At 49.6% G+C, this 25,778-nt stretch carries 23 protein-coding genes and 2 tRNA genes; 15 read left to right on the top strand and 10 right to left on the bottom strand.

What is annotated here, in order from left to right:
- Positions 1-233: 233 nt before the first annotated feature.
- From JXQ28_13385 to JXQ28_13360, 6 genes are all read left to right on the top strand, one after another.
- Complete coding sequence (locus JXQ28_13385) at positions 234-1,166, top strand: flippase-like domain-containing protein (protein MBN2278724.1); 933 nt, start codon at positions 234-236, stop codon at positions 1,164-1,166.
- Positions 1,167-1,322: 156 nt separating this feature from the next.
- Positions 1,323-2,033 carry a hypothetical protein gene (locus JXQ28_13380; protein MBN2278723.1) on the top strand — a complete coding sequence of 237 codons (711 nt, stop codon included), beginning with the start codon at positions 1,323-1,325 and terminating at the stop codon, positions 2,031-2,033.
- Entirely contained in the window at positions 2,030-3,268 is a 1,239-nt protein-coding gene (locus tag JXQ28_13375) for a glycosyltransferase (GenBank protein MBN2278722.1), read from the top strand. Before JXQ28_13380 ends, JXQ28_13375 begins: the two co-directional genes overlap by 4 nt.
- 28 nt (positions 3,269-3,296) lie before the next feature.
- A complete protein-coding gene (gene otsB, locus JXQ28_13370) occupies positions 3,297-4,067 on the top strand; it encodes a trehalose-phosphatase (protein MBN2278721.1) in 771 nt (256 codons plus the stop codon).
- A complete protein-coding gene (locus tag JXQ28_13365) occupies positions 4,060-5,553 on the top strand; it encodes a trehalose-6-phosphate synthase (protein MBN2278720.1) in 1,494 nt (497 codons plus the stop codon). Before otsB ends, JXQ28_13365 begins: the two co-directional genes overlap by 8 nt.
- Before the next feature lie 97 nt (positions 5,554-5,650).
- The gene (locus JXQ28_13360; protein MBN2278719.1) at positions 5,651-6,931 is read left to right on the top strand and encodes an aspartate aminotransferase family protein; all 1,281 of its coding nucleotides are present in this window, start codon (positions 5,651-5,653) and stop codon (positions 6,929-6,931) included.
- A 331-nt stretch (positions 6,932-7,262) separates the two neighbouring features.
- On the opposite strand, the gene JXQ28_13355 is transcribed toward JXQ28_13360, so the two are convergent.
- The 5 genes from JXQ28_13355 to JXQ28_13335 all read right to left on the bottom strand — a co-directional run bounded on the left by JXQ28_13355 (position 7,263) and on the right by JXQ28_13335 (position 11,205).
- Complete coding sequence (locus tag JXQ28_13355; protein MBN2278718.1) at positions 7,263-7,721, bottom strand: hypothetical protein; 459 nt, start codon at positions 7,719-7,721, stop codon at positions 7,263-7,265.
- A gap of 129 nt (positions 7,722-7,850) precedes the next feature.
- A complete protein-coding gene (clpX, locus tag JXQ28_13350; protein MBN2278717.1) occupies positions 7,851-9,098 on the bottom strand; it encodes an ATP-dependent Clp protease ATP-binding subunit ClpX in 1,248 nt (415 codons plus the stop codon).
- Between the two features lie 55 nt (positions 9,099-9,153).
- Positions 9,154-9,750 carry an ATP-dependent Clp endopeptidase proteolytic subunit ClpP gene (gene clpP, locus JXQ28_13345; GenBank protein MBN2278716.1) on the bottom strand — a complete coding sequence of 199 codons (597 nt, stop codon included), beginning with the start codon at positions 9,748-9,750 and terminating at the stop codon, positions 9,154-9,156.
- Entirely contained in the window at positions 9,751-11,091 is a 1,341-nt protein-coding gene (gene tig, locus JXQ28_13340) for a trigger factor (protein MBN2278715.1), read from the bottom strand. It abuts the gene before it with no gap.
- A gap of 32 nt (positions 11,092-11,123) precedes the next feature.
- Positions 11,124-11,205: transfer RNA gene (locus JXQ28_13335), tRNA-Leu, on the bottom strand.
- A 155-nt stretch (positions 11,206-11,360) separates the two neighbouring features.
- Between JXQ28_13335 and ruvX the strand changes: the two genes are divergently transcribed.
- Together ruvX and mltG are read left to right on the top strand one after the other, a co-directional pair.
- On the top strand, positions 11,361-11,798 hold the full coding sequence (gene ruvX, locus JXQ28_13330; protein MBN2278714.1) for a Holliday junction resolvase RuvX: 438 nt from the start codon (positions 11,361-11,363) through the stop codon (positions 11,796-11,798).
- A complete protein-coding gene (gene mltG, locus JXQ28_13325) occupies positions 11,770-12,924 on the top strand; it encodes an endolytic transglycosylase MltG (GenBank protein MBN2278713.1) in 1,155 nt (384 codons plus the stop codon). Before ruvX ends, mltG begins: the two co-directional genes overlap by 29 nt.
- On the opposite strand, the gene JXQ28_13320 is transcribed toward mltG, so the two are convergent.
- The 3 genes from JXQ28_13320 to JXQ28_13310 are packed head-to-tail and all read right to left on the bottom strand — an operon-like array spanning position 12,921 to position 16,379.
- The gene (locus JXQ28_13320; GenBank protein MBN2278712.1) at positions 12,921-13,502 is read right to left on the bottom strand and encodes a hypothetical protein; all 582 of its coding nucleotides are present in this window, start codon (positions 13,500-13,502) and stop codon (positions 12,921-12,923) included. The two genes, mltG and JXQ28_13320, sit on opposite strands and share 4 nt — an antisense overlap.
- Positions 13,503-13,537: 35 nt before the next feature.
- Positions 13,538-14,914, bottom strand: a complete 1,377-nt coding sequence (locus JXQ28_13315; GenBank protein MBN2278711.1) for a sigma-54-dependent Fis family transcriptional regulator — start codon at positions 14,912-14,914, stop codon at positions 13,538-13,540.
- Positions 14,907-16,379 carry a hypothetical protein gene (locus tag JXQ28_13310; GenBank protein ID MBN2278710.1) on the bottom strand — a complete coding sequence of 491 codons (1,473 nt, stop codon included), beginning with the start codon at positions 16,377-16,379 and terminating at the stop codon, positions 14,907-14,909. The genes JXQ28_13315 and JXQ28_13310 overlap by 8 nt, the downstream gene beginning before the upstream one ends.
- A 325-nt stretch (positions 16,380-16,704) precedes the next feature.
- On the opposite strand from JXQ28_13310, the gene kdsB reads away from it, so the two are divergent.
- The 6 genes from kdsB (at position 16,705) to JXQ28_13280 (ending at position 22,693) form a co-directional block, all read left to right on the top strand.
- The gene (kdsB, locus tag JXQ28_13305; GenBank protein MBN2278709.1) at positions 16,705-17,445 is read left to right on the top strand and encodes a 3-deoxy-manno-octulosonate cytidylyltransferase; all 741 of its coding nucleotides are present in this window, start codon (positions 16,705-16,707) and stop codon (positions 17,443-17,445) included.
- A gap of 25 nt (positions 17,446-17,470) precedes the next feature.
- Positions 17,471-19,150, top strand: a complete 1,680-nt coding sequence (locus JXQ28_13300) for a CTP synthase (GenBank protein MBN2278708.1) — start codon at positions 17,471-17,473, stop codon at positions 19,148-19,150.
- 391 nt (positions 19,151-19,541) lie between these two features.
- Complete coding sequence (locus JXQ28_13295) at positions 19,542-20,084, top strand: cation transporter (GenBank protein MBN2278707.1); 543 nt, start codon at positions 19,542-19,544, stop codon at positions 20,082-20,084.
- A 219-nt stretch (positions 20,085-20,303) separates the two neighbouring features.
- Positions 20,304-20,759, top strand: a complete 456-nt coding sequence (locus tag JXQ28_13290) for a heavy-metal-associated domain-containing protein (protein MBN2278706.1) — start codon at positions 20,304-20,306, stop codon at positions 20,757-20,759.
- 143 nt (positions 20,760-20,902) lie between these two features.
- Positions 20,903-21,847: a PorV/PorQ family protein gene (locus tag JXQ28_13285; protein MBN2278705.1), complete on the top strand. Its 945-nt coding sequence runs from the start codon at positions 20,903-20,905 to the stop codon at positions 21,845-21,847.
- A 108-nt stretch (positions 21,848-21,955) separates the two neighbouring features.
- Positions 21,956-22,693 carry a CPBP family intramembrane metalloprotease gene (locus tag JXQ28_13280; protein MBN2278704.1) on the top strand — a complete coding sequence of 246 codons (738 nt, stop codon included), beginning with the start codon at positions 21,956-21,958 and terminating at the stop codon, positions 22,691-22,693.
- Positions 22,694-22,829: 136 nt separating this feature from the next.
- On the opposite strand, the gene JXQ28_13275 is transcribed toward JXQ28_13280, so the two are convergent.
- Both JXQ28_13275 and aqpZ read right to left on the bottom strand, forming a co-directional pair.
- Positions 22,830-24,326, bottom strand: a complete 1,497-nt coding sequence (locus JXQ28_13275) for an OmpA family protein (GenBank protein MBN2278703.1) — start codon at positions 24,324-24,326, stop codon at positions 22,830-22,832.
- Between the two features lie 18 nt (positions 24,327-24,344).
- Complete coding sequence (gene aqpZ, locus JXQ28_13270) at positions 24,345-25,043, bottom strand: aquaporin Z (GenBank protein ID MBN2278702.1); 699 nt, start codon at positions 25,041-25,043, stop codon at positions 24,345-24,347.
- A gap of 613 nt (positions 25,044-25,656) precedes the next feature.
- Here aqpZ and JXQ28_13265 point away from each other — a divergent pair.
- Positions 25,657-25,733 (top strand) — tRNA-Met (locus JXQ28_13265).
- Positions 25,734-25,778 lie beyond the last annotated feature (45 nt).

Here is a 25,778-nt window from a genome sequence, read left to right as displayed (position 1 = left end):
TATAAAACTATTAATAATTTTACCTCACATTACGATCCATTATTGTTAAAACAGGCATCAGGATTTCATCGGCCCCCGTTATCCCTCTGATATAATGACGGTATCGGCAAATATGCCCTTTTTTTTCACCAAAAGTAGACCGCTTCGGAAGAGGTTTTCATTTTTAATTCGATCCGGTCGGGCGGAAATTCCCTATTGCCAATCGGCCGACAATATCCGATAGTATGCTGACCATGATTTACAGAAAGACCCTGCGGCATATAATCGGCTGGCTGATAGCCGTAATAATTATTGTTATCCTGGCGCGGACCATTTATATCAACCGCGAGGAACTTCTTGCCTGGGATTGGAAATTCAACTGGTATTATTTACTGCTGTCGATGATTCTTCTGATGGGGGCTTATCTCACCGCCAGTCAGGCCTGGCGGACGATTATAACCGGGTTCGGGTTTCAGCTCAGGCTCCATGAGGCTTTCCGGGTCGTCTACCTGGCCAATCTGGGACGCTATATTCCCGGTAAAGTCTGGCAGGTCTTCGGCATGGTCGGCCTGGCCAAAGAACTGGGAATCCCGGCCCCGACCTCGCTGGCCTCTTTTGCTCTTGTCCAGGGGTATATGCTCCCGGCCTCATTTCTGCTGGTGCCGATTCTACTCGGACGGGGGGAAGCCCTGAAATCGCTTATGATTTACCGCGATTTGACATATCTCGTGATGGGCCTGGTGTTGCTTGTCTTTCTGATTCTGTTTTTCCTGCCGGGAGGACTGAACTGGTCACTTAACCGGATTCTCAAAATTTTCAGGCAGGAACCGGTTAATTATCGTCCCCGTTTTACCAACCGGATCGCCATTTTTTTCTGGTACCTGGTGACCTGGCTCCTTTTCGGTCTTTCTTTCCATGTCTTTCTGGTTGCCCTGATACCGCAATCCGGGATCAGCCCCGATTTCTCCTCAGGGGCTTATATCGCCGCATATAACATGGGCTATATTTCGTTTATCTCGCCGGGCGGCCTGGGAGTTCGCGAATGGGTAATGAAAATCCTCCTGGCGCCCTATATCGGCGTTCCGCTGGCCGCCTCGATTGCCCTGACCCATCGCATCTGGATCACCATCGGGGAAGCCTTCATGTCCCTTCTGGCTCTCCTGACCTACCGGATAAAATCGAAATAGTCTCCCGATGCAGGGCATGTACTATTGTCAACACAGCTCTTAGCTTCCATGATTGTTATCATATGGCTTAATTGAGATGCTTCCTCGCCGATAGAAAACATAAGGGGCATTAAATATAATGGAAACCTTGACGTATCTTTAATGAATGCTTACTCTATGAATAAAGGGACAGAAATTACAGATGAGAAAAAAACGGGAGTCTCCGTGACACCCTTTGAAATCAAAGACTGTGCGCTGATTGTCCGGATCAGCGATATTATCCCGGCCATTAACCTTCGGGAACTCAGGGAACGGATATCATCCTGCCCGGTTGATTCCCTGTATCATCATTTTTGCGAAACGGTCGTGAGGCCGTCTTTCGATGATCCCGAGTTTCATAACGATTTTGCCATCTGGGCCAGGCGGGCGCTTCATGATCATATTCTCACCGAACGCCTGGAAATTCTCGATCCCTACGCTTTTTCCAACATTGAGGAACTCCGGAAAGAACTGCTGGATATAATCGGCGACCGTTTAAGCGAAGTCCCTTTTATCCCCTGGGCTTTGAATGAAAACGCTTTCTTCTTTCACAGCGCTACCACGGTCATTTTCAACACCAATATTACCATCGAGCGGCCCGAGGATCTGGGCCAGGCTATTTCCCGGATGACGACCAGTTCTCTTTATTATCATTTCTGGGAGGCCCGGAGACGGACTCCCGACCAGACCGATGATTTTTCTGTCTGGCTCCGCGATTGGAACGATCGGGGGGAACCGCTGATAGCAGCCTATTCCGAAGTCGATTTCTACTTCATGAGCCTTCGGGAGCTTCAAGACAAACTGGTTCGCATAACCGGCAGAATCCTTAAAAACGGCGGTGACCGATGAGGTCTCTTCAGGATTATATCCCCATTGTCGGTGAAGCCGTTATCAACCAGCTCTGGCAACTGGCCGGGAATCTGGAAGGCCTGAAGGTGATCCATGTTAATTCCACCAAGGCCGGGGGAGGCGTCGCCGAAATCCTGTCCTGGATGATTCCCTTCATGCGCGAACTCAAAATCGATGCTTCATGGGAGGTCATCACCGGTAATGACCCCTTTTTCGGGGTCACCAAGATGTTTCATAATGCGCTCCAGGGCAACCAGGTCAATTTGATGCAGTCCCATGTGGAGGCTTACGAGAGCACCAACCGCTCCAATGCGGAACGGTTGCGCCCGGTTCTTGAAGCGGCCGATATTGTCTTCATCCATGATCCCCAGCCGGCCATGCTTCTGGAACTCTGTTCCAATCGGCGAGGGAAATGGATTTGGCGCTGCCATATCGACGCCAGTCAGCCGTACCGCCCGGTCTGGAAATATCTGCGACCCCGGGTGGAAAGGTACGATGCCAGCATTTTCTCCATGTCGGAATTCTCGCGGACATTGCCTCATCCCCAGTTCCTGATCGCCCCCAGTATCGATCCTCTCAGCGAAAAAAATATTGACCTGCCCGAAAAGGAAATTAAAGAAACTTACCGGCGGTTTCATCTGGATCCACGACGGCCCATTTTAACCCAGGTTTCCCGCTTCGATCGGTTCAAAGATCCGCTGGGGGTTATTTACGGTTACCGGTTGATTAAAAAATCCGTCCCCGTCCAGCTGGTGCTGGCGGGAGGCGGGGCCGATGATGATCCCGAAGGGGCCGAAGTCCTGCGCGATGTCAAACTGGCGGCTAAAGATGATCCCGATATCCACATATTGCTCCTGCCGCCCGATGCCCACCGGACAATTAATGCCATCCAGCGACTGTCGACGATCATTATTCAGAAATCAACCAGAGAAGGATTCGGACTGACCGTAACCGAGGGATTATGGAAGGGCAAACCGGTGATCGGCGGTTCGGTCGGCGGAATCGGATTACAGGTTATCAATCATCATACCGGATTTCTGGTCAATAGCCCCGAGGGCCTGGCCCAGAGAGTCCGCTATCTGCTCAATCATCAGACCAAGATCAGGTCGATGGGCGGAAAAGGACGTGAATTCGTTCGGGAAAATTTCCTTTTGACACGCCACCTCCGGGAATATCTGACTCTGATGGTCGGATTAAGACGAGGCTTTTCCAGTCGTTTGGCAGCGGCGGAATAATCATATTTTTGGCTTTTAAAATATCATTTTGAACAAAATAGTCGAAAATTTTTTTAAGCGTCTGGCCCAAACCACATCACGAAGACTTTTTCTGGATTACGATGGCACCATAGCGCCGTTTCGACAAGAACGCGACCGGGCTTATCCCTATGATGGTATCGAACAACGACTGGACCGGTTGATAGGTTTGTCGAAAACAATCGTCACTATTGTCACCGGCCGGGCCATAAAAGATATCAAACCGCTTCTCCGTCTGAAAAAATATCCGGAAATCTGGGGTAGTCATGGATGGGAGTATCTGGATACCGCGGACGATTACAGGATTATGGAGCGTTCACCCGAACAACTCGATGACCTCCAAAAAGCCCACCAATATATTTTGAAACATCAACTGGGACAATATCTTGAAGAGAAGCCCGTATCTCTGGCAATCCATTTTCGCGGCGTCGATCCGGATAAAATCCTTGAAATCAGGTCTAAAATTTTGTATAATTGGGATAGTCTGGTGGCCGGCGGCAACCTGATTTGGGATTCTTTCGATGGCGGGATGGAATTAAAAATCCCCGGTTTCGACAAAGGTAACGTTGTTGATCGAATTCTTCGCAATTCTCCTTCAAAGACGGTTTCGGCCTATCTGGGTGATGATCTGACCGATGAGGATGCTTTCAAAGCCCTGCCGTCGAATGGCCTGGGACTCCTGGTCCGGGATAAATACCGGAAAACAGCGGCCGCGGCCTGGATTCAGCCACCGCATGAGTTGTATAATTTTCTGGATCGCTGGATTGAAATAGATGAGTAGAAATACCAAACTTAACCACCTGAGACCGATTATTGTCTCCAACCGCCTTCCGGTTAAGGTGGATGAAGTCAATGGCGTCCGGAAAGTCCTCCCGGGCACCGGCGGTTTAATTACCGCTCTGGCCCCGGTCCTGAAGAATAATGCCGGCGTCTGGGTGGGCTGGCCCGGAGCCCCGGTTACCCAGGAATTGCGACAACTACTAACCGATAGTACTCCGGATTTGGGTTTTGATCTGGATATTGTGGATCTCTCCGAAACGGAAGTCCAGGGGTATTATCGCGGGTTTTCCAACGAATCCATCTGGCCCCTGTTCCATGATTTGCTGGATCATTGTAATTTCGATGCCGGGCATTGGGAAACCTACCAGAGAGTCAATTATAAATTCGCCGCCGCGGCGGCCTTTATTACCGGCGATGATGATTTTATCTGGGTTCAGGATTATCATCTGATGATGGTCGGTCATTTTTTAAAGGAGATGGGTTTCCGGGATCGGAGCGCCTTTTTCCTTCATATTCCGTTTCCGCCCAAAGATATATTTATCCGTCTGCCCTGGCGCCGGGAAATTATCGATGCGCTTCTGTCCTACCGTTTGCTCGGGTTTCAAATCGAGCGGGATCGCCGTAATTTCATCCAGTGTGTCCGTTATCTTAAACCGAAAGCCGCCGTCAGCCATCACACCCGTTACCCTTATATTAAACACGGCAATAGCTTAACGCGCATCGGTTCTTTCTCGATAAGTATCGATTTCAGTTATTTCAATCAGGCCGCCAGATCCAAAGAGGTTTCCGATGCCGCCTGGTATATCCATGAGCGCTTTCCGCGCCAGAAAATCATGCTGGGAATCGACCGGCTGGATTACACCAAAGGAATAACTCACCGACTGCTGGCCTTCGAAAACTGCCTGGAACGATATCCCGAATTGATTGAAAAAATAACCTTGGTGCAAATTGTTGTTCCCAGCCGGACCGGAGTCCCGGAGTACCAGTATATGAAAAGCCAGATTGATGAGATGGTCGGCCGGATCAACAGCCGGTTTACCAGGCGCGGATGGGTCCCGATTCATTATATCTATAATACTCTGGACCAGGTGGAACTGATTGGCTACTACCGGGCCTCCGAAATTGCTCTGATTACGCCTCTCAAGGATGGGATGAACCTGGTTGCCAAAGAATACTGCGCCTCATGTGTCGATGATATAGGCGTCCTGATTCTCTCCGAATTCGCCGGAGCCGCCAGTAGTCTTGGCTGTGGGGCGATTCTGGTTAATCCCTATCATCTTGAAGAAACAGCCGATGCCATTAAGACCGCTTACCATATGAATGAGGATCAGCAGCGGGAACGGATGAGAAAAATGCGGGCTTCAGTAGCTAAAAATGATGTCTTTCGGTGGGTTGACCAGTTTGTCAATTCCTTCCATTTCGGCGATGAAAAAAAAAGAGATCAAAATAAGGCCGAAACGGCCTTTTCCGGTATGTTTGATCGCTGATTTTGTTAAATATTTCACAAAATTGCTATTTCCGGGGTTGAAAAACCGGCCAATTATGTTATATTAAAAGGCTCTATCTGATGGAAGGAGGTGTGATATGACTGTTATAACAAATAAAAAAGATATCATCGGATACTCCAGCATACCTGATAACGAAATTCTCGAAATTGATGGCATATACGGGGCCAGGCATTACCGGCGGCTTAAAACCATTGTAAGAAAAACTAAAGGAGCCTGGTTATATACACAGGATGGCCGAAAAATTCTGGACTGCCTGGCTGCCTACAGTGCCGCCAATGCCGGGCACCATCATCCCAAAATAGTCGAGGCGCTGGTGACAGCCCTGCAGAAAGGCTATGGCTCGGTTATCTCAAACGTTGTTTATACCGACGTTCTCTCCCTGTTTTTGAAACGGGCCTGTGAATTTGTCCCGCAACTGGGTCTCAAATTCGGCAACAACGGCAACAAGGCCCTTCCCAAAAACGGCGGAGTAGAATCGGTCGAAACAGCTATCAAGCTGATGCGCTATTACGGATATAAACATAAGGGGATTACCGATGGCCTGCAGGAGATAATTGTCTTCTCCAATAATTTCCACGGTCGCATGATTACGGTCATATCGTTCTCCTCGAGTAAAAAGTACAAAGAGGGTTTCGGACCCCTGACACCCGGTTTCAAAGAGGCCCCTTACGGCGACCTCAAAGCCGTCAAGAAACTGGTCAACAAAAATACCTGCGGTATTCTGGTGGAACCGATGCAGGGCGAAGGCGGCATGTTTATCCCTCCGGCCGGTTTTCTCATAGGCCTGAGGGAGTTATGCGATAAGCACGATATGCTTCTGGTCTTCGATGAAATCCAGGTCGGCATGGGCCGCACGGGTAAAGATTTCTGCTTCATGCATGAAAATATCATCCCCGATGCCATCACCGTCGGCAAGGCTATCGCGGGGGGACTGGTGCCGGTATCTTTGATGATAACCAACCGGCAGTTGATGGATGAAACCTTTACCCAGGGACGCGATGGTTCGACCTTCGGCGGTTACCCGCTGGGCATGGTGGCCGGTCTGGCCGCTCTCGATGTCCATCAGTCCGAGAAGCTGTCCGAACGTTCGGCCAAAATGGGTGAGATTCTCAAAAAGAAGATTATGGATATAGCCGTGCGGTCAAGTCATGTCAAGGAAGTCCGCGGCAAAGGATTGTTTATCGGGATCGAGGTGAAAAGCGGCGATGCCATGCAGTACTGCGAAAAACTGCTCGGCCTGGATATGCTGGCCAACGACAGCCACGGCCACACCATCCGTATTTCTCCGCCCCTGATTATCAATGAGGAGGAAGTCGATTACATTGTCGACCGGCTTGAAAAAGTGCTGATCGATTGATATAGATTTATCCCCATCTCGGTTTAAGGCGTGCCAATCCCCCCTCTGGTGCGCCTTTTTTTATGCGGTTACATTATGGGAAAAGCTGTTTATCGGCGAAGTGCCGGAGCCGCAAAAAGCAGCCGACCGGCACTTCCGATTGGGTGACTGTTAAAGCCCAGCGAAAAATACTACGCGAATAACCGTCGCCATGATTTTCCACTGTTCCGGTTGTTGTACGCCGGATATAAGAGATGGTTCCCGAAATGAAACCGGCAACCGCCGCGACGACTATATATTTATTATTTGGATCGGCAGGAAAATGCCCGCTATGAGGCCGTGGTTCAATGCCTTATTCTATTTCAAACCAGAATAAATCTTCGAAACTGCCGGCCGTGAAATCCAGACCATAAATACCCGGATCATAAGAATCGGTCGGAAACTCCAAAACGTGAATACCGGCTTCAGCCGAACCGGAAAATTCCTCGACCGTTACCCCATCATCATCGATCAGAGTAACCCGGTAATCTGATGCCGCCGGCAGTTCCAGGACGGCATTGATGATTTCCGGATCGGATTTGTCATAACAGGCATAACAGCCGAATTCTTCGGGAATAACTTTGGCGGGCTGAGAAGAGGGGACGGTTTTCGTTATAATTTCGTATTCACATTCTGAAAGGACCTCGAGGACATCACCATCAGTATATTTTTTCGAACTGACGCCGTTATCGTCATCACCGCATCCGTACAATAATATCATGACTGAGATTGAAGTGAAAACAATTAAGACTCTGAAAATTCGAAAACTCATGACGACACCTTTCGCTTTTCTGAATTATTTATATTAATATAATCCAAGGTAAAAATTTGTCAATTTACTTTCGGCAATAAAAAAGCCCGACTTTTATCGGTCGGGCCTGAATGATTTAATCGGCTTTATCTAAGCGGTTTGTTTCTGGGATTTGCGGATTACTTTCGGTTCTCCTGAACGCGTAATCACTTCGGGGGTTATAATAATTTCCTCGATATCGTCTTTGGAGGGTGTGTCGAACATGATATTGAGCATGGCTCTTTCGAAAATGGAGCGCAGGGCGCGGGCCCCGGTTTTTTTTCGTTCGGCGATAGCCACCGCTTCCCAGAGAGCCTCTTTTTCGAAGGTCAATTTAATTCCTTCCATTTCGAACAGACGGCTGTACTGTTTGACAATGGCGCTTCGCGGCTCCGTTAAAATCGAAAACAGAGCGTTTTTATCCAGCAAACGAAGCGGAGCCACCACCGGCAGACGCCCGATCAACTCCGGGATCAAACCGAAATTGAGCAGATCCTCCGGCTCGGTGTAATCGAGAATATCCGGTGTTTTCTCGCTGATATTGAGATTCTCGGCATCGAATCCGACCTGCTTTTTCCCGATCCGCCGTGCCACGATTTTTTCCAATCCCTCGAATGCCCCCCCGCAGATGAACAGGATATTGGTGGTATCGATCGGAACGAATGACTGTTCGGGATGCTTGCGGCCGCCCTTGGGGGGAATATTGGAGATCGTCCCTTCGAGAATTTTCAGCAACCCCTGTTGCACCCCCTCGCCGGAAACATCACGGGTGATCGAAGGATTCCCCTCGGTTCGGGCGATTTTATCAAGCTCGTCGATATAGATAATACCCCGTTCCGTCAGCGATTGGTTGTAATTGCTGGCCTGGTACAGCCGAACCAGAATATTCTCGACATCTTCCCCGACATACCCGGCCTCGGTCAACACCGTGGCATCGGCGATCGAAAAGGGTACCTTCAGGTATTTCGCCAGGGTTCTGGCAATCAGCGTCTTGCCGGTTCCGGTCGGGCCGATCAACAGGATGTTCGATTTTTCCAGTTCAATACTGTCATCCTGCTCGCCCTTCTGAGTATTACGGAGAGAATTGATTCGCTTGTAATGATTGTACACCGCCACAGATACATTTCTCTTGGCCTCATCCTGACCGATAACGTACTGGTCCAGAAAGGCCTTGATCTCGGTTGGCAGGGGAAGCTCAAAAACAGTATCCTGATCCTCCTGGATAGGCGAAGATATCAGGATATCATGGCACAGGGTGACACAATCATTGCAGATAAAAGCCTCGTATCCGGCAAACAGACGCTTGACTTTCGAGGCCGACTTGCCGCAGAAATTACAGCGATGCGGCGAGCCGTTCATCCCATTGTCATCCGATGATCTTCTTTTGTTTTTGTCAGTCAATGATCAAACCTGTTTATTTTTTTTCTTTGCGTTTGAACTCGTAAATCTTATCGATCAGACCGTACTCAACTGCCTCGGCCGAGGACATGAAGAAATTGCGGTCGGTATCCTTCTTTATTTTTTCGATCGGTTGACCGGTATGGTGCACCAAAAGCTCATTCAAGCGTTGCTTGGTATTCAGAAATTCTCTGGTCATGATTTCGATATCGGAAATCTGGCCCTGGGTCCCGGCCATTGGCTGGTGAATCATAATTCTCGAGTTGGGTAGAGCCGCTCTTTTGTTTTTGGTCCCGGCCGCCAGCAGAAAAGCCCCCATCGAGGCCGCCAGCCCCATACAGGTGGTGGCGATATCGGGCTTGATAAACTGCATGGTGTCGTAAATCGCCATCCCGGCTGTCACCGACCCACCCGGGGAATTGATATAAACGAAAATATCTTTCTCGGGATCTTCCGCTTCCAGAAAAAGCATCTGAGCGATAACCAGGTTGGCGATATTGTCGTCAATCGGCGAACCGATAAAAATAATCCGATCTTTGAGCAGGCGGGAATAAATATCATAAGCCCGTTCACCGCGACCGGTCTGCTCGACCACCATCGGTATTAACGTCATCTATTTTTCCTCCGTGATTGGACTTCCCTTGGCGTCCGTATCTTTGGTTTCATCGTGCTCCGGCTCGCCGCCGATCGTCACCTTGTTGTCCATCACAACATGGCTGGCTTTGCTCAAAAGAAAATCACACACCTTGTCTTCCTTTATGGTGTCCCGGATTTCTTCTATTCGTCCCGTTCGGGCCAGAAGTTTCTTGGCCTGATCGATTTCCATCTGGTATCCGGCGGCGAATCCTTTTATCCAATTTTCGGTATCTGAAGGCAAAACTTCAATCTTTTCAAGCTCCGCGAGGCGATTCATGATCAAATTCCAGCGAAGATATTCAATTGCATTGGGGCGGTACTGCTGGCGGATTAGAACCTCGTCGAATTCCTGTTCTTTCTGTTTCATGTCTTCGATAATCGAATCGAGATAATGATCGATCATGGCTTCGGGAATCGGAATCTGGTTCTTCAGATTAATCTGACGCATCAATTCCTGTTTTTCCCAGCTCCGGTGATCCAGTTCTTTCTGTTTATTCAAATCCTCGCGGATTTTCAGCCGCATCTCGAGCATGGTTTCAACACCGCCCTGGGCCTTGGCGAAGGCATCGTTGGCCTGGGGGAGAATCTTCTCTTTCACCTGCTTGATGACACAATGATAGACCAGCTTTTTCCCGGCCAGATTCTTGTTGGAGAAATCCTCGGGATAATCCACCGTCACATCTTTTTCCTCACCGGCTTTGATCCCGACCAGCGCTTCCTTGAATTCCCCGACCGTCATCCCGCTCGATAAATCCAGCTCGATATCCTTGAATTCTTTACCCTCGAGAACGTTATCGGAATCTTCCTGCGCCTTGAGATCGATCACCAGGATATCCCCGGCCCCGGCTGGCCGGTCCACCGGCCTGATTTCCGCCTTTTTGTTGCGCAAATGCTCGACCACCGTATCGACCTCGACATCGCGAACCTCGATTTCCTCTTTCGGCAGTTCCAGCCCTTCATAATCGATTTTATCGATATCGGGCATGACCTCCACCCGGGCGGTATATTTCAGCGGCTCCCCCTCCTTTAGATTCATTTCCGGGAAATCCGGGGGGGAGGCGACCTGAAGAGCCTGCTCCTGGACGGCTTGGCGATAGGTTTTGCTGACCAGGTCCTGAAGGACTTCATCGTGAACCGCATCCTTGAATTTGGATTTAATGACATTCATCGGTACCTTACCCGGCCGAAATCCCTTAATTCTGGCTTCTTTGCGGTATTTTTCGTACAGTTCGGAATAAGCGGCGTCAACCACGTCGGCCGGAACCTCAATCTCAATCTCTCTGACCAGTCCTTCGGCTGCTTTAATAACCGATTTCAATTTCAGACTCTCCTTTCAGTCGATAAGTATTATGCGAAAGGGGGGACTCGAACCCCCACCCGGTAAAGGACTGGATCCTAAATCCAGCGCGTCTACCAGTTCCGCCACTCTCGCATTAAGCAAAACAATATATATTCTTTAAAAGCCCAAGTCAAGGATACCCGAGCCGCAAATCTCCATTATCAGTTTATAAACGATCCGCCGCCCGCAAGGTTCAATCGCCGAGTAATTTGTTTGACATGAGTCCCCGGCCGGGGTAGATTCGGGATATGACAAATGGACCCTATCTCGGGATCGACTACGGCGAACGGCGGATCGGCCTGGCCCGGTCCGATGCGACCGGATTGATCGCCACGGCGTATAAAACCATAACGTTTAAATCGATAAAGAAGGCCATCAAGGAGATTGTCGCGGATATTAACGAATTCGAAATAGTCGGGGTGGTGGTCGGTTATCCCCTTTCCCCGGATGGAGGCCAATCGGGGGAGCGATGCCGGATGGTCGATGAATTTGTCACCCGGCTGGAGAAAAATTACCACGGGCCGATTTATCGCTATGATGAGCGTTTTTCATCGGCCGAGGCCGGGGACATAATCCATCGGCATAATAAAAAAATCGGCCGGGATAAAGCGCGCGTTGACCGGCTGGCGGCGGCGATAATTTTGCAGAGATTTCTGGATGAACAGCCCCGACCGGAAAAAGGTTAAAACCGGACTGCATGAATATTTTCTGTACTGGCTGGTTACGATTATCCTCTTTATCCTGGCTTTGCCGGTTCTGATTTTTAAAACAGGAGTTTTTCTGGTGGGAGCAACCGGAGCACCATTGAAATCGATAAAGAACCTGCTCGGATTCGTCCTGGTCCTGGCTGTCCTGGCCGCCGGATTTACCGCCTTCGAGATCTTTTATCCCTACGACATCGGCGCCGAAAGGCGCTCGATCACCATCGAAGAACACGACAGTTTTGTCCACGTATTAAATCAACTTCAGGATAACGGTATTATCAAAGGAACCTTTATTTTCAAAACCGCCGCCGTGATCTCCGGCGTGGATAAAGTCCTCGCCCCGGGCCGCTACGATTTCGCCGGGAAAATATCCCAATACGCCGTCCTGAAAAAACTCAAACATCGCGATATCGCCACCGTGATGGTAACCATTCCGGAAGGGTTGACCGTTTATAAAACCGCCGGTATCCTGAGTCGCAACCTGGGGATAGATTCCGCCATCTTTGTCGGACTTTGTTTTGATACCGCCGACACCCGGGATAAATACGGTACCGATGGTCTTGAAGGGTATCTGTTTCCGGAAACCTATCGGCTGTGGTACGGCATCAAACCGGAAGATATTATTGCGGTCATGGTGGCCGAGTTCAATCGTCAGACCGCCGGGCTCTTCGACAATCCACCTGAAAAACTCGCCTCGAAAAATCAGATAACGACTTTGGCCTCGATTATCGAGGCCGAGGCCGTTCTGGATGAGGAAAAAACGAAGATCTCCTCGGTTTATCACAATCGCCTGCGGATCGGAATGCTTCTGCAGGCCGACCCGACCGTAATCTACGCCCTGGGTGGGCTGGATCGGCCGCTGTACTATGCCGACCTGAAGTATGATTCACCTTATAACACTTATAAGTACAAAGGTCTTCCGCCGGGACCGATCAATTCCCCCGGCCTGGCCGCTATTCGCGCCGCCCTTAATCCCGAACAAACCGATTTCCTTTATTTCGTGGCCGATGGCAGCGGCGGGCATGTTTTTTCCACCACCCTCAATGAACACAATCGGGCCAAATATCGGATTAAGAAGGCCAGAAAAAGCGGGAATAAAAGTACTTAGATAAGATAGCGATCAAGTTCCCGGCTGAGGGATAGACCGAATTCCTCAAGGATACCATCCAGAATTCCATCCTCGAACATCGAAAAAGCATACAGGATCGGAGATGCCAGACAGATTAATCCCCGGACCGAACCATCGGAGGTGATCGGGCAGACGGCGATGGAATTGGTGCTTTCCTGAAAAAGCAGTTTTTTCTCCACGAAATTACATTCCACCTCGACGGGAAAATTGCGGGTGTAAATTATTCCGCGGCTGAAAATGGAGTACAGCAATGAATCCTGTCGGGGGAGAGTCAAAGCCAGGCCCAGGTGAGTGCGTTTTTTCCCTTTCATGGCGATAACCTTGAGGCGGTCATCATGTTCGGAATGGATTATCAGGATGGCATGCGATATGGAGAAGAACTTATTCAGCTTTTTGGTCAGAGAGAAAAACAGGTCGTAAATATTTTTCCTGTTTTTAAAAACGGAACTGAAACATCGGGAAAATATCCGGGCCAGCCGATGACCGGACCCGCTCAGTTTTTTCCCGACGATACGGGTCGCTTCATTCGATCCGGATAATATTGTGCTCTTGTTCACTGCCTGCCCCTTTTTAACATTAAATGGCGGTTCGATTACCCCGCCGGAACCTCTTTATTTTTCCTGATGTTGTACTTTCTGATTTTTCGCCAGAGCGTCGTCCGGCCGATCCCAAGGTGTACGGCTGTCCGGGTCAGGTTCCAGTTATTGGCGCTGAGAGTCGCCTCGATCCGTTCCTTAAGGCTGTCCTCCAGTGTCCCGGCCGCGATGGAGACCCGGTTTTCACCGGCCCGGGCGGTTTCCGGGGTTGTCCGGGAATTGATGAAAATGATATCATCCGGTTCGATCTGACGGTTTCGGCAGAGTGCTATCGCCCGGCCGATGGTGTTTTCCAGCTCGCGGATATTCCCCGGCCAGTCATAGTGCAAAATTTTCCCCATGGCTTCCGGGGTCATTGCCACCCGTCCGGCATCATCGGCTGATTTCAGAAAATGATCGACCAGGACGGGGATATCTTCGGGCCGTTCCCGAAGAGGCGGAATCTTGATCGGCAGAGTGTTTATCCTGTAATAAAGATCCTCGCGGAATTGACCCTCTCGCACCATAACCCCGAGATCCCTGGCGGTGGAACCGAGAAGACGGATATTTGGCCCGGGTGAACCGTCCGCTTCTTTCGATGTCCGGAGAATATCCATAAGGCTATTCTGGAATTCCATTGATAACTCCCCGATTTCATCTATGAAAAGCGTTCCGCCATGGGCTTTGTTTATTAAATCACCCGGTTCGGGGACTACTTTATCGGCTGTTGTGCGGCTGATTCCGATTAAATCCGGTAAATATTGGGAAAGAATGGTTCCATCAATGGCGACAAAGCCCCGTCGTCGGCGGGCGGAATGATAATGAATGGTTCGGGCCAGCAACTCCCGACCCGTTCCCGGTTCCCCGGTAATCAGTACCGTCAGGTCGGTGGCCGCCACCCGCGCCGCCAGTATTTTAATTTGCTCCATTGCCCGGGATACGCCGATCAGGCTGTCAAAACTGTGCCTCCAGGCGACTTCTTCCCGCAAAGAATACAGCTCTTCACGAATATCCCGGTATTCCAGAGCCTTCTCGATTAAATGGAGCAGTTCCTCATCATGCGCCGGCTTGGTCAGGTAATGACAGGCTCCCTTTTTCAATGTCTCCAGCGCCTCATCGATTGAGCCGTGTCTGGTCTGGATAATCACCGCCGTTTCCCGTCCGTACTCCCGTGCGCGAGTGATAATATCCAAACCGCTTCCGTCGGGCAGATGCAGATCGGTGATGATCAGGTCGATTCCCCCGGAGTTTATGATTTTAATTGCCTCATGACACCGCCCGGCAGAGATAACTTCATAATCACTCTGTCTCAAAAGTTTCTCAACCGAGATTCTTATATCGGCGTCGTTATCGACTAGCAGGATGCGGGCGGATTTGTCGGAGGCTCTATGCATTGGTATATATATGACTCCCTGTAAATGATGCGGGCAGGGTCAGGCAGGCCCGAAATTCACCATTGTCATGATTGATGACCAGCCGCCCGCCGTACGTTTCAACCACCCGCCCGGCGATTAACAGGCCCGGACGGTCGCCGACCGAACCGGATTTTTCAAATGTCTGTTCGATTTCGCCCGTAAGATCGCTTCGATTCGGTAATAATTCGGGACAGATACGGCAGTTGATATGAATTTCCATGGATTCACCGGAAACCTCTGACTGGATATTGACTTCCCCGGCCCCGAATGAAAGCAGGGTCTCGAGGATTTCATTCATTGCCAGATTGACCAGATCCGGATCGGTTTTTATACCGGGCGGGTCATCGGTCAATTCCATCTTGATCCGGCATCCCGGCGCCCTCATCTTGGTAAATTCTGCAGTCTTTCGGCACATCAGTTGATTAAAATCAACCGCCGATATTCCCGCCACCGTTCCACCGTTATAAAGTTCTATCCATCTGGCCAGCCGCCCGATTTCTTCGGCGGCCCCATGGATTCGATTCATCAATTCCAGGTCTTCCTGATTGAAAGATATTCCCGGCCGATTGTTCAAATTACCGATCGCCCTTTCGATTATTTCCAGCCGGTTGCTCAGGGTTTGAGAGAATCCCTGAATCAACGTGTCATGAGGGCCGTGGGTTTCCATTCGGGCAATTTTCATGGCAACCGATATCAGGGTGAAAGCGGTATCGAGGATAGTGCAATTTTTTATATCGAGATTTTTTATCCGGTTATCGGGAATGATTTTATCATCGGGAATCATACCAAGATTAGGAAGTTCGGAAAGCACCAGCGAATTCAATCGGTCGACAGTCAGTTCCATATCCGACTGCCGGTCGGCCTCGGTCGGGGGCAAAGACTTGATAATTTTCCGTGAATCGGACCGGATGGCGTAGCGGTAAGAAGAATTGTCGTCGAGAAATTTCTGAATCGCCCCGGAGGCACTAAATTCATCGTAGAATCTTCTCAGCAATCCGATCGTCTGATAAAAAATCTCGCTGTCATAATCCCGTTGCCGCCAGTTTTGCCTGATAATTACTCCGGCTGAAATTTCTTCGCCGAATCGGTCCCGGCCCAGGCGGGCGGCGCATACCCGGCCGTCTGATCCTGACGGACCATGCCCCGCCGCAATCTGGCGATAAAACAGGCATGACGGATCATTGCTGATAGTCTGCCGGATGAATTCCGGACTGACCAGTTGCACGCCTTCCGGATGAATATATTTGTTGCCCGCCAGAAGAAAAAAAAGACTGTTGGGCGGGGTGGTTCTTTCAATCGCGTCTATATCTTCAGGCGATAGAGATCGACCCATGTAAATATCGACCGCCAGTGAGAAAAGTCGTTCATGATCCGGGATTTGGTTATCCGGTTGTTGTGCTACGACCGGAGTGAATTCATGGAATCTTGAAATTATGGTATCCATTCCTCAGTCCTGTTTCAATTTGATACATCTATTATTTTTATCGGTTCAGGATTCCGAAGCTTTACCCGGCCGGCCGAAACCATAAATAGCGATTCCCCGGAATTTTTTTAAACTTGACAGCCGTGGTCGCGGCGCCTATTTTCACTTGTGCCTGTTTCAAAGGATGAAATTCGCCGTCTGTCCGGGCCGGCAGGTCTGGATTCAGTCCCCGTAAAAATGGGAAAGTTGTCTCCGGAAACGATACGGATTTGCAATGATATCAGTCATTCCGGTTGGGCAGGGACCGATGGGGAATATTTTGTCATGACCGGGGGTTTTAACTGATATGAAATCGCAGATAGTAGCCGTTATTCCCGCCCGTCTGGGGTCAAGACGTTTTCCCGGCAAACCGCTGGCCCCGATAGCCGGAAAACCTCTGATTGAGCACCTTTACCGGGAGGCCTCGCGGGCCCGGTTGATCGACCGGGTGGTAGTGGCCACCGATACCACGTTGATAGCCAAAGCGGTTCAAGGATTCGGCGGAGAAGCGTTCATGACCTCCCGATCCCACCGGACCGGGTCCGACCGGACCGCCGAGATGGCCGGTAAAACCGGGGGAGAAATATTTTTGAACATCCAGGCCGATGTTCTTGGCGTCAAAGCGGCCGTTTACGATCGAGTCCTAAAAGCCATGCTGGCTGATAAAAGAATGAATTTCGCCACCCTCGCACGGGCGGTCGAAAGCGATGAGTGTCTTTATGATCCTAACCGGGTTAAGATGATTATGGATCCTGATGATTATGCTCTCTGGTTCTCCCGGTATCCTCTGCCGTTTCTTCAGGGCGTCAAAGGCAGCCGTCTGAAACATTTCAAATATTACTATCATATTGGAGTATATTTTTTTAGAAAGACCGGTTTGAAACGGTTTACCGCCTGGAAACAAACCCCGATGGAAAAGGCGGAATCATTAGAACAGCTCAGGATACTCGAAAATCGCGAAAAGATTAAGATTTTTAAAATAAAAAACAAATTATATTCGATAGACACACCTGAAGACTTAAAGGGAGTTGAGAGGTATTTTTCGTAATTCATTTAAATAAGCGGAGAGTAACGTGCCTGAGAAAAAGACCAAGTACATCTTTATCACCGGCGGGGTGGTATCCGCCCTGGGTAAAGGGATAACCTCAGCATCACTCGGTCTCCTTCTGAAAAAGCGGGGCTTCAATGTTGATATTATCAAATGCGACCCGTACATAAACGTCGATCCGGGAACCATGAATCCGTTTCAGCACGGGGAGGTGTTTGTCCTCGATGATGGATCGGAAACCGACCTGGACCTGGGGCATTACGAGCGTTTTCTCGACAAGAATATGACCAAGGACAACAATGTCACCACCGGCCAGGTTTACCATACCGTCATCAGCCGCGAGCGGCGGGGAGATTACCTTGGCGCAACCGTCCAGGTGATTCCCCATATTACCGAGGAAATCAAGGAATCGATCAAGCGCCCGGCCAAGAAAAATCCCGAAACCGATGTGGTCATCGTCGAGATCGGCGGCACCGTCGGGGATATCGAATCACTTCCGTTTCTGGAGGCCATCCGACAGATGGCCCTCGAAAGCGAACCGGAAGATACCATTTTCATCCACCTGACCCTGGTACCCTATATTCCCACCGCCGGCGAGGTGAAAACGAAACCGACCCAGCATTCGGTCAAGGCCCTCCGTGAAATCGGAATTCAACCGAAAATCCTGGTTTGCCGGACAGCCAAAGAACTCGATGATTCGATCCGTAAGAAAATCGGTCTGTTCTGTAATGTCCCGCCGAAACACGTTATCACGGCCATCGATGCCGAAACGATTTATGAAATCCCGATCCGGTTTCACAGCGAGGGATTCGATCGGGCTGTCTGCGAACACCTCCATCTGACCAACGGGGACCCGGACCTGACCGACTGGGAAGAGATGGTCTCGAAAATCAAACACCCTTCGCACAATGTCAAAATCGCCATCTGCGGAAAATATGTTTATCTTAAAGACGCCTACAAGTCGATTATCGAATCGTTCATTCATGCCGGTCAGGCCAATGATGCGCGGGTCGATCTGGTCTGGGTTTCATCGGAGGATATCAAGCAAAAAGGCGCCGACCAGTTTCTCTCCGATGTCGATGGACTCCTGATCCCCGGCGGTTTCGGTGAGCGAGGTGTCGAAGGGAAAATCGAATCGATTCGTCATGTCCGTGAAAATAATATCCCCTTCCTGGGAATTTGTCTCGGTATGCAGTGCGCCGTGATCGAGTACGCCCGCAATGTCTGTGGACTCGAGGGTGCCCACAGCTATGAATTTTATGCCGACCTGAAAGACCCGGTGATTCATTTGATGGCCGATCAGCAGGGTGTGGCCAATCTCGGAGGAACCATGAGACTCGGGGCCTACCGGGCCATCCTCAATAAAAATTCGAAATCCTACGAGGCTTATGGAACCGAGGAAATCTCCGAACGACACCGGCACCGCTACGAGTTCAATAATGCCTACCGGAGCCTGTTCGAGAATACCGACCTGGAACTGATCGGGCTTTCTCCCGATGGACGGTTGGTGGAAATAATTGAGGTTAAAAAGCATCCCTGGTTTGTGGGAGTGCAATTCCACCCGGAATTGAAATCGCGTCCGACCAAAGCCCATCCACTTTTCCGTGATTTCATTGCGGCCGCAGTTGATTATCATTTGAAAAAAAAACTCAATGAGAGCAGTTCGGTGAGTGAAGAGGATAAAGCCCATCAAAAAGTAGGTTGATCAGTTAAGAGCAAACATTTTAAAAAGGCGGACATTCATGGTTCGTCTTTCTTTTTTATAAAAATTAACCATTTCCGGGGATAAATTATGGGGAATAGCTCAAAATCGCTTTCGAGATATTCCCCCGGTTAACGAACCCCCCTCTGTACTGTATAGAGTAATAAATCAGGGATTTGATACAGAAATTCCCCATCTTTTATGTTTCAGTATTCGGGGTTTTATCAAAAAATCATAAAAATTATAATTTCGGGAACTTTCCGGACAGCCGGGCTGTTTAACTCAAAAAAGAGGAGATAATAAGTCCTGATTAGACAGCAGAGAGTCCGATAAAATTGAATGAAACAAGTAAGCCTAATTATAACATAATGTTACACAACGGAGGAAACAGGTCATGAGAAAAGCATTGTTTTTCAGCACAGCGATTTTTCTGGGTTTGACTATGATCGGTTCACCGACTACCTCTTTTGCCTGCGGTGGCGGAAAGGACAGCGGCGTCAAGATGAGCAGCAGTTCAGGCACCAACGCCACCCTGGCCTGCGACAAAGCCCCATCCTGTTTCGGCAACTGCGATAAGGCCGTCTGCGGCGCCAAAGGGATCAAAACCGCCGCCGTTGAAAACACGGAAATCGGTTTGGCCGCAATGGCTAGCACCGATCCGCACAACACCATGGTGACGTTTGCGGTCGAGGGAATGACCTGTAGCGGATGTGAAAACCAGGTTAAAACCGCCCTGATGAATACTGGCGGTGTCAATGAAGTTGTTAAAGTAAGCTATCAGTCCGGGGCCGCCATTGTTAAATACGACTCCGAGAAGGTCAAAGCCGAGGATCTGGTCAAGGCTGTTAAAAATCTCGGCTATGAGGCTTCCTTAATGACGGCTTCGATCGCACCGATCGATAAGACCGACGCCAATCAAAAAACCGAAAAAATGTAAGTAAAGCAACCTCTCATAGCAGTTAGCATTAACAGCAGCCCTATAGTCCCATCCTAAGGCGGGTGTTCAGCCCGCCTTTATTTTTTAAATATTGAGATTTTTCCCGGCACCCGACGCCCCCCCCTAAGTATATAACCGATATAAAGAACTTGACAAACACGACAAAAAGGGTATTTTTTTATATCAGATTTAATCAACTAACTGTTAAAGGAGTGATTTGTGAAAAAAATTCTCGTACTCGCCTCACTGGGTTTTCTACTGGTTATCGTTTCGACCTCCTTATCTTTGGCCGGACCGGGTTGCCCTTCCGGCAAGACCCCGGCCGACTGCAAGATGGCTGGAACGCCCGCCTGTCCCTCGATGATTAAGGCCGAGACCGACAAAAAGGTCGAAGAGAATGTCCAGTGCGCCGATGTGACTCTGACTATCGAAGGCATGAAAGATGCCGAAAGCGAGGCCGCGATCAGCAAAGCCGTGACCGCTATGGAGGGAGTCATCAAAGTCCAGTCGATTTCCGCCTCCGAGGGTAAAGCGGTAGTTTGCTTTGATCCGAAAAAGGCCGATGCCGCCAAGATTGCCTCGGTGATCGAAGGTGCCGGATTCAAAGCCCGGGTAACCGGTGAGACCAAAATCTGTAATCCGGCCGTCAAGGCCGAATGTACCGGCCACAAGTAGAAAATTATTTTTGGTTTATAAGGGCGGGATGAATCCCGCCTTTTTTATTGATTCGACAGGCCAATAGGAATCTTTATCTTTAGTTTTTTTGTTAAAAGAATAGTTGCTGTTGCCTGAGGAGCCGGCCGATAATATATTGTAACATGCGATCAATATTAATAGCCTTCATATCACTTCTCCTTGCCGTTACTTCCGTGCGGAGTGCCAAGTATGCCGGTGAAACATTCTCGCTCGGTGTCAGCGCGCGGGCGCTGGCGATGGGCGGCGCCGCTGTGGCCGGCCCGTTCGATGCCTCGGCCGGTTACTGGAATCCGGCCGGACTTAACCTGGTTGACGGACGGAATATTATCGCCATGCATGCCGAGACTTTCGGTTCTCTCTTAAATCATGATTTTATCGCCTACACCTACAATAATCCCGGCGCTCCCGGGCGGGTTCGGGCCTATGGCTTTTATTTTTATTACCTGGGTGGCGGCGGAATCAAAATCACCGATTTCAACCCGGCCACTCAGCGGCCCTACGTGGTCCGCGAGGAATCCCACGGCGATTATCTTCTGGCCGGTTCTCTGGCCGGAAGAATCATAGACAAATTTGAGGTCGGTCTCACTGCCCGCATTATTTACCGCGATCTGGGGACTGTCACCGGTTATGGATTGACTGTCGATATCGGAGGATTATACCAGATCAAAAAGTACGCTCGAATCGGACTGATGGTAACCGATCTGACCTCAGGATTCATCCGCTATTCAGGCGGCAACACCGAATCGATCCTGCCGACTGTCAAACCGGGTCTTCTTCTGACTCACAGCTACCGCGATTTTACCGGGCGGCTGGCTTTCAGCGGTGATATCAAGTTTGAGGGCATCCATGAGGCGGCTCAGTTCTGGATGGGCGAAATTTCGCTCGACACCCACTGGGGGGCCGAGCTGTCGTACCGCGAAATGTTGTTCGGGCGGGCCGGTTTCGATATCGGTAATTTCACCGGCGGAATCGGAATTGATATCCGGCGTATAAAAATCGACCTGGCCTATCTGCACAACTCCGAACTTGATGAAACCTTCCGCATCTCCGCCGGATATTCTTTCTGATTATCAGGCAATTGCCCGGGGCGGCCTCCTTTAATTCCATCCCTGAATCCCGAATATTTTTATTGTATCGGTTTCATAAATCCGGTAATTTGGTGATGAAAGATCATTATGACATCGATCAACCCGACTCGAATAATTATCACCCTCCTGGTCGGGACGGTTATCGCCGTCGCGGCTATTCTATTGCCGAAATATTTTATGCCGTCCGGGATTCCTTCGCTGGTCACAACCCAATCCCTGGAACTGGTATTGTCCCTTCTGGCGATTATCATCATGGGAAAAGGAAAATTTTCGGAGTACGGATTCCGTATGCCGAAAACCGGGACTTTCGGAGCCGACAGCTTTCTCCACTGGCTCGGAATCGGTCTGGCGGCACTGGCTATTGGCGCCCTGGCCACCGGCGCAATACTGCTTTCCGGCGCCGGAGGAAATCCTCTGGCCAAGCGGTTGAGTTTCCCTCAGATCGTGCTTTTTGTCTGGATCTTATCCAGCCTCATCGAGGAAATCTTTACCCGCGGTTTTCTGCAGGGTCATCTGGAAAAAGCCGCCGATATCAAGATCCGCCTGATGTTCTTCCGGGTGGATTTGGCGGCTCTATTGAGTGCCTTGTTTTTTGCCTGCCTGCATCTGGTTTTGATTAAGACAGGCGCCGATCCAATCACTATCGTCATCACCCTTTTGTTCACCTTCTCGCTTGGTCTCCTGGCGGCCCAACAACGTTCGATCACCGGAAGTCTTCTGCCGGCTGTCGGGGTGCATCTGCTGGGAAATATAGGAGGCGTGATAGGTGGAATGATTTACATGATTATCAGTTTCCTTACAGGCGGAACCCTGCCCAAAATGTAACGCCCGTAATACCTCTATCAGGAATGATCTGCGCCGGTGCAGAATAGAAAAGGGAACGGCCGCGGGACCGTTCCCATAGTCATCATCAGGTATGCACCTGCCGGGCGATTAAATCGTCAAGAAAACGGAAACTTGTCTATTTCACCGATTCAATTTCCACCCGTCGATTTTGCCGCCTTCCATCGGAAGTGCTATTGTCGGCCGCGAAATACTTCGGATCCTCGCCGAATCCTTTGGCGGTCATTTGATCGGCCTTGACGCCTTTGGATTCCAAATAGGCCATAACACCCTCGGCCCGTTTCCGGGATAGTTCCAGGTTATAGGCTTCTGCGCCCTGGTTGTCGGTAAATCCCCGAATCTCCACTTTAGTATCCGGGTAAGCCATGATTCGATAGGCAATGCTATCCAGTTGCTTTTTCGAGATATCATCCGGCTCGGCCGAATTGCTGGCATAATTAATATGGAGAGTAATCTTTTCCGCAATTTCCATTTTCTTCACCAGCGGACACCCGGCGGCATCGACAGTGACCCCAATGGGAGTCCCGGGGCAGACATCGATTCCATCATACACACCATCCCTATCGGAATCCATGGGGCATCCCTGTGCATCGACTTTAACCCCCTTGGGCGTATCGAGACATTTATCCAGACCGTCGTGGACGCCATCATTGTCCGAATCGAAAGGGCAACCGAATTCATCGACTCTCAAACCCTTCGCGGTACCGGGACAACGGTCGATCCCGTCGTACACACCATCATTATCCGAATCAAGCGGACATCCAGCAGCATTGACTTTGGCTCCTTTGGGTGTATCGGGGCATTGATCAAGACCATCATAGACACCATCGCCATCGGTATCGATCGGACATCCGTTTTTGTCGACTTTGGCGCCGAGAGGGGTGCCGGGACAATTGTCTTTATTATCATTTACCCCATCTTTATCGGAATCCCTGGTTCCGCCGAAGGCGATCTGGAGGCCGATTGATGGTTCGAAATAGCCGCGAAACGGTCGATCCGAGAATTCGGACCAGTCGCCCGGACCATAAAATCCATCCGGGACGGAGCTGGAGAGATTGATTTGCTCAAATGTGAGCTTGGCCTGAAGGTCAATGGAGATATTGTCTTTAATCGGGATCAAAAGGCCGGTTCCGATTTTAATTCCCATATCGGTGGTTCCGTGCGAGTCATCGCTTGCCAGGTCCTTGACTTTCCAGAAATCGATCCCCAGCCCGGCCAGCAAATACGGCTGAAAGACAAAATCTTTGAGGTAATAGTACTCCGCATTGACTCCAAACAGGATACCGGTCAATTTGGCCGAGGCATTGTCTTCTTTACTGGCGACATCGCCCCGGTCATCGAATTTAGAGGTGTCATCATAGGCGGACGTATAACCGGCCGTCAATCCGATCATGAAATGATCGCTGATTCCTTTTTTGGCCTCAAAAGTAAAGTCCCATCCTCTCATAAATGGTTGATATTCCGAGCCGTTCAGGGAGAAATTATTCCCTTCCAGAATCGGAAGCATAAAGGGTGCACGAATCCCGATCACGGTGCGGCCCTTCAATTCTTCAGTAAATGCCATGGTCGAGGCCATCAGTATTACCAGAAGAATCAAAACTGCAGACTTTTTCATAATCGTTTTCCTCCGAGATTAATTAGCCTGTTGAGGTTGTTTATGTTTATTAAAAATACCTTGCCAGACGAGCGCGGCGAGGATGCCGCCCAAAATAGGTGCCACAATAAAGAGCCATAACTGCGAAAGAGCCTCACCGCCGACAAAAACCGCCGGTCCGAAACTGCGGGCGGGGTTAACTGATGTTCCGGTGATGGGGATGCCGACCAGATGAATCAATGTCAATGATAGACCTATCGACAGTCCGGCGAATCCCTTGGGAGCGCTGACATGAGTGGATCCGAAGATGACAAAAAGAAACATAAAAGTTAGAACAACTTCGGCAATGAAGCATGAGAGTAATGAATAATGGTCGGGTGAGTGCAAACCATATCCGTTTTGTCCCAATCCGACCGTGGCGATATCATAACCCGGTTTACCGGAGGCAATAAGATAGAGTACGGCCGCGGCGATAACGGCTCCCAGTAATTGGGCGACTATATAGCCAATAGTGTCTTTTCCGCTTATCTTTCGAGCTACCAGCATGGAGATCGTGATAGCCGGGTTAATGTGACAGCCGGAAATAGACCCGATACTATAAACCATAACCATAACGGCCAGACCGAAGGCAAGGGCGATTCCCTGGAATCCAATATGTGGTCCGGCGATAACGGCACTCGCGCATCCAAAACCCACCAATGCAAAAGTACCGATTAACTCCGCCAAATACTTTATCATCCCCTCTCCTCCTCAAATTTATATTGTTTCAGATGATTGATGAAAATCCAAAGATTAAATATGCACCCCCCCAATTTGCCGATTTCTCTCACCTCATTATATACCTTTTGGCATCCGGAAGCAAGGAGAAAAAATATACCATGTAATTCTCCACAAAAGCAAATATTATAGTATTCTGTATAAATAGCAACAGGTTACAAGGATTTCACGGGACTGGATATGTCCCTATTTTATCCGGGTTTGATTTATTTTATGGATATCATGTTGCCAATCGATTTACCCGCCTGACAATATCAATTACAACGCCGCCTTCATGATTCGTATTTCAGTCGGGATATTTAATATCCTCGGACAGAAAATAAGGACGCTTGCCGATGAAATCCCGTGGGCCGGGGAATACTGAGTGACTTGGGATGGTTGTGATGAGAGGGAGGAGGCTGCTTTGTCTGGTTTTTATTTCTGCCGTTTTTGTGCCGGAGATTATATCGAAACCGGAAAAAGGCTTCTTTTGAAATAGGCAAGATTCTGGCCGGCCGATAATTCGGCGAAAATGGCTTTTATTTTTCCACGCTCTTGACAAACGAATTAAAACATATATATTGCAAAATCTGATCGCGGGGTGGAGCAGTCTGGTAGCTCGTCGGGCTCATAACCCGAAGGTCGGAGGTTCAAATCCTCCCCCCGCTACCAAATTTAAGCTCCTGAAGTTGAACGACTTCGGGAGTTTCTTTTTTG

It is taken from the genome of Candidatus Zixiibacteriota bacterium, assembly GCA_016933955.1.
GTDB lineage: Bacteria > Zixibacteria > MSB-5A5 > GN15 > PGXB01 > JAFGTT01.
Note: the sequence above shows the minus strand (reverse complement) of the source record. Positions and strands in the feature narration are given on the sequence as shown.

Coding starts and splice junctions, on each gene's coding strand:
- JXQ28_13385 (MBN2278724.1), top strand. CDS start 234: ATGATTTACAGAAAGACCCTGCGGCATATAATCGGCTGGCTGATAGCC.
- JXQ28_13380 (MBN2278723.1), top strand. CDS start 1,323: ATGAATAAAGGGACAGAAATTACAGATGAGAAAAAAACGGGAGTCTCC.
- JXQ28_13375 (MBN2278722.1), top strand. CDS start 2,030: ATGAGGTCTCTTCAGGATTATATCCCCATTGTCGGTGAAGCCGTTATC.
- JXQ28_13365 (MBN2278720.1), top strand. CDS start 4,060: ATGAGTAGAAATACCAAACTTAACCACCTGAGACCGATTATTGTCTCC.
- JXQ28_13360 (MBN2278719.1), top strand. CDS start 5,651: ATGACTGTTATAACAAATAAAAAAGATATCATCGGATACTCCAGCATA.
- JXQ28_13355 (MBN2278718.1), bottom strand. CDS start 7,721: ATGAGTTTTCGAATTTTCAGAGTCTTAATTGTTTTCACTTCAATCTCA.
- clpX (MBN2278717.1), bottom strand. CDS start 9,098: ATGAACGGCTCGCCGCATCGCTGTAATTTCTGCGGCAAGTCGGCCTCG.
- clpP (MBN2278716.1), bottom strand. CDS start 9,750: ATGACGTTAATACCGATGGTGGTCGAGCAGACCGGTCGCGGTGAACGG.
- ruvX (MBN2278714.1), top strand. CDS start 11,361: ATGACAAATGGACCCTATCTCGGGATCGACTACGGCGAACGGCGGATC.
- mltG (MBN2278713.1), top strand. CDS start 11,770: ATGAACAGCCCCGACCGGAAAAAGGTTAAAACCGGACTGCATGAATAT.
- JXQ28_13315 (MBN2278711.1), bottom strand. CDS start 14,914: ATGCATAGAGCCTCCGACAAATCCGCCCGCATCCTGCTAGTCGATAAC.
- JXQ28_13310 (MBN2278710.1), bottom strand. CDS start 16,379: ATGGATACCATAATTTCAAGATTCCATGAATTCACTCCGGTCGTAGCA.
- kdsB (MBN2278709.1), top strand. CDS start 16,705: ATGAAATCGCAGATAGTAGCCGTTATTCCCGCCCGTCTGGGGTCAAGA.
- JXQ28_13295 (MBN2278707.1), top strand. CDS start 19,542: ATGAGAAAAGCATTGTTTTTCAGCACAGCGATTTTTCTGGGTTTGACT.
- JXQ28_13285 (MBN2278705.1), top strand. CDS start 20,903: ATGCGATCAATATTAATAGCCTTCATATCACTTCTCCTTGCCGTTACT.
- JXQ28_13280 (MBN2278704.1), top strand. CDS start 21,956: ATGACATCGATCAACCCGACTCGAATAATTATCACCCTCCTGGTCGGG.
- JXQ28_13275 (MBN2278703.1), bottom strand. CDS start 24,326: ATGAAAAAGTCTGCAGTTTTGATTCTTCTGGTAATACTGATGGCCTCG.
- aqpZ (MBN2278702.1), bottom strand. CDS start 25,043: ATGATAAAGTATTTGGCGGAGTTAATCGGTACTTTTGCATTGGTGGGT.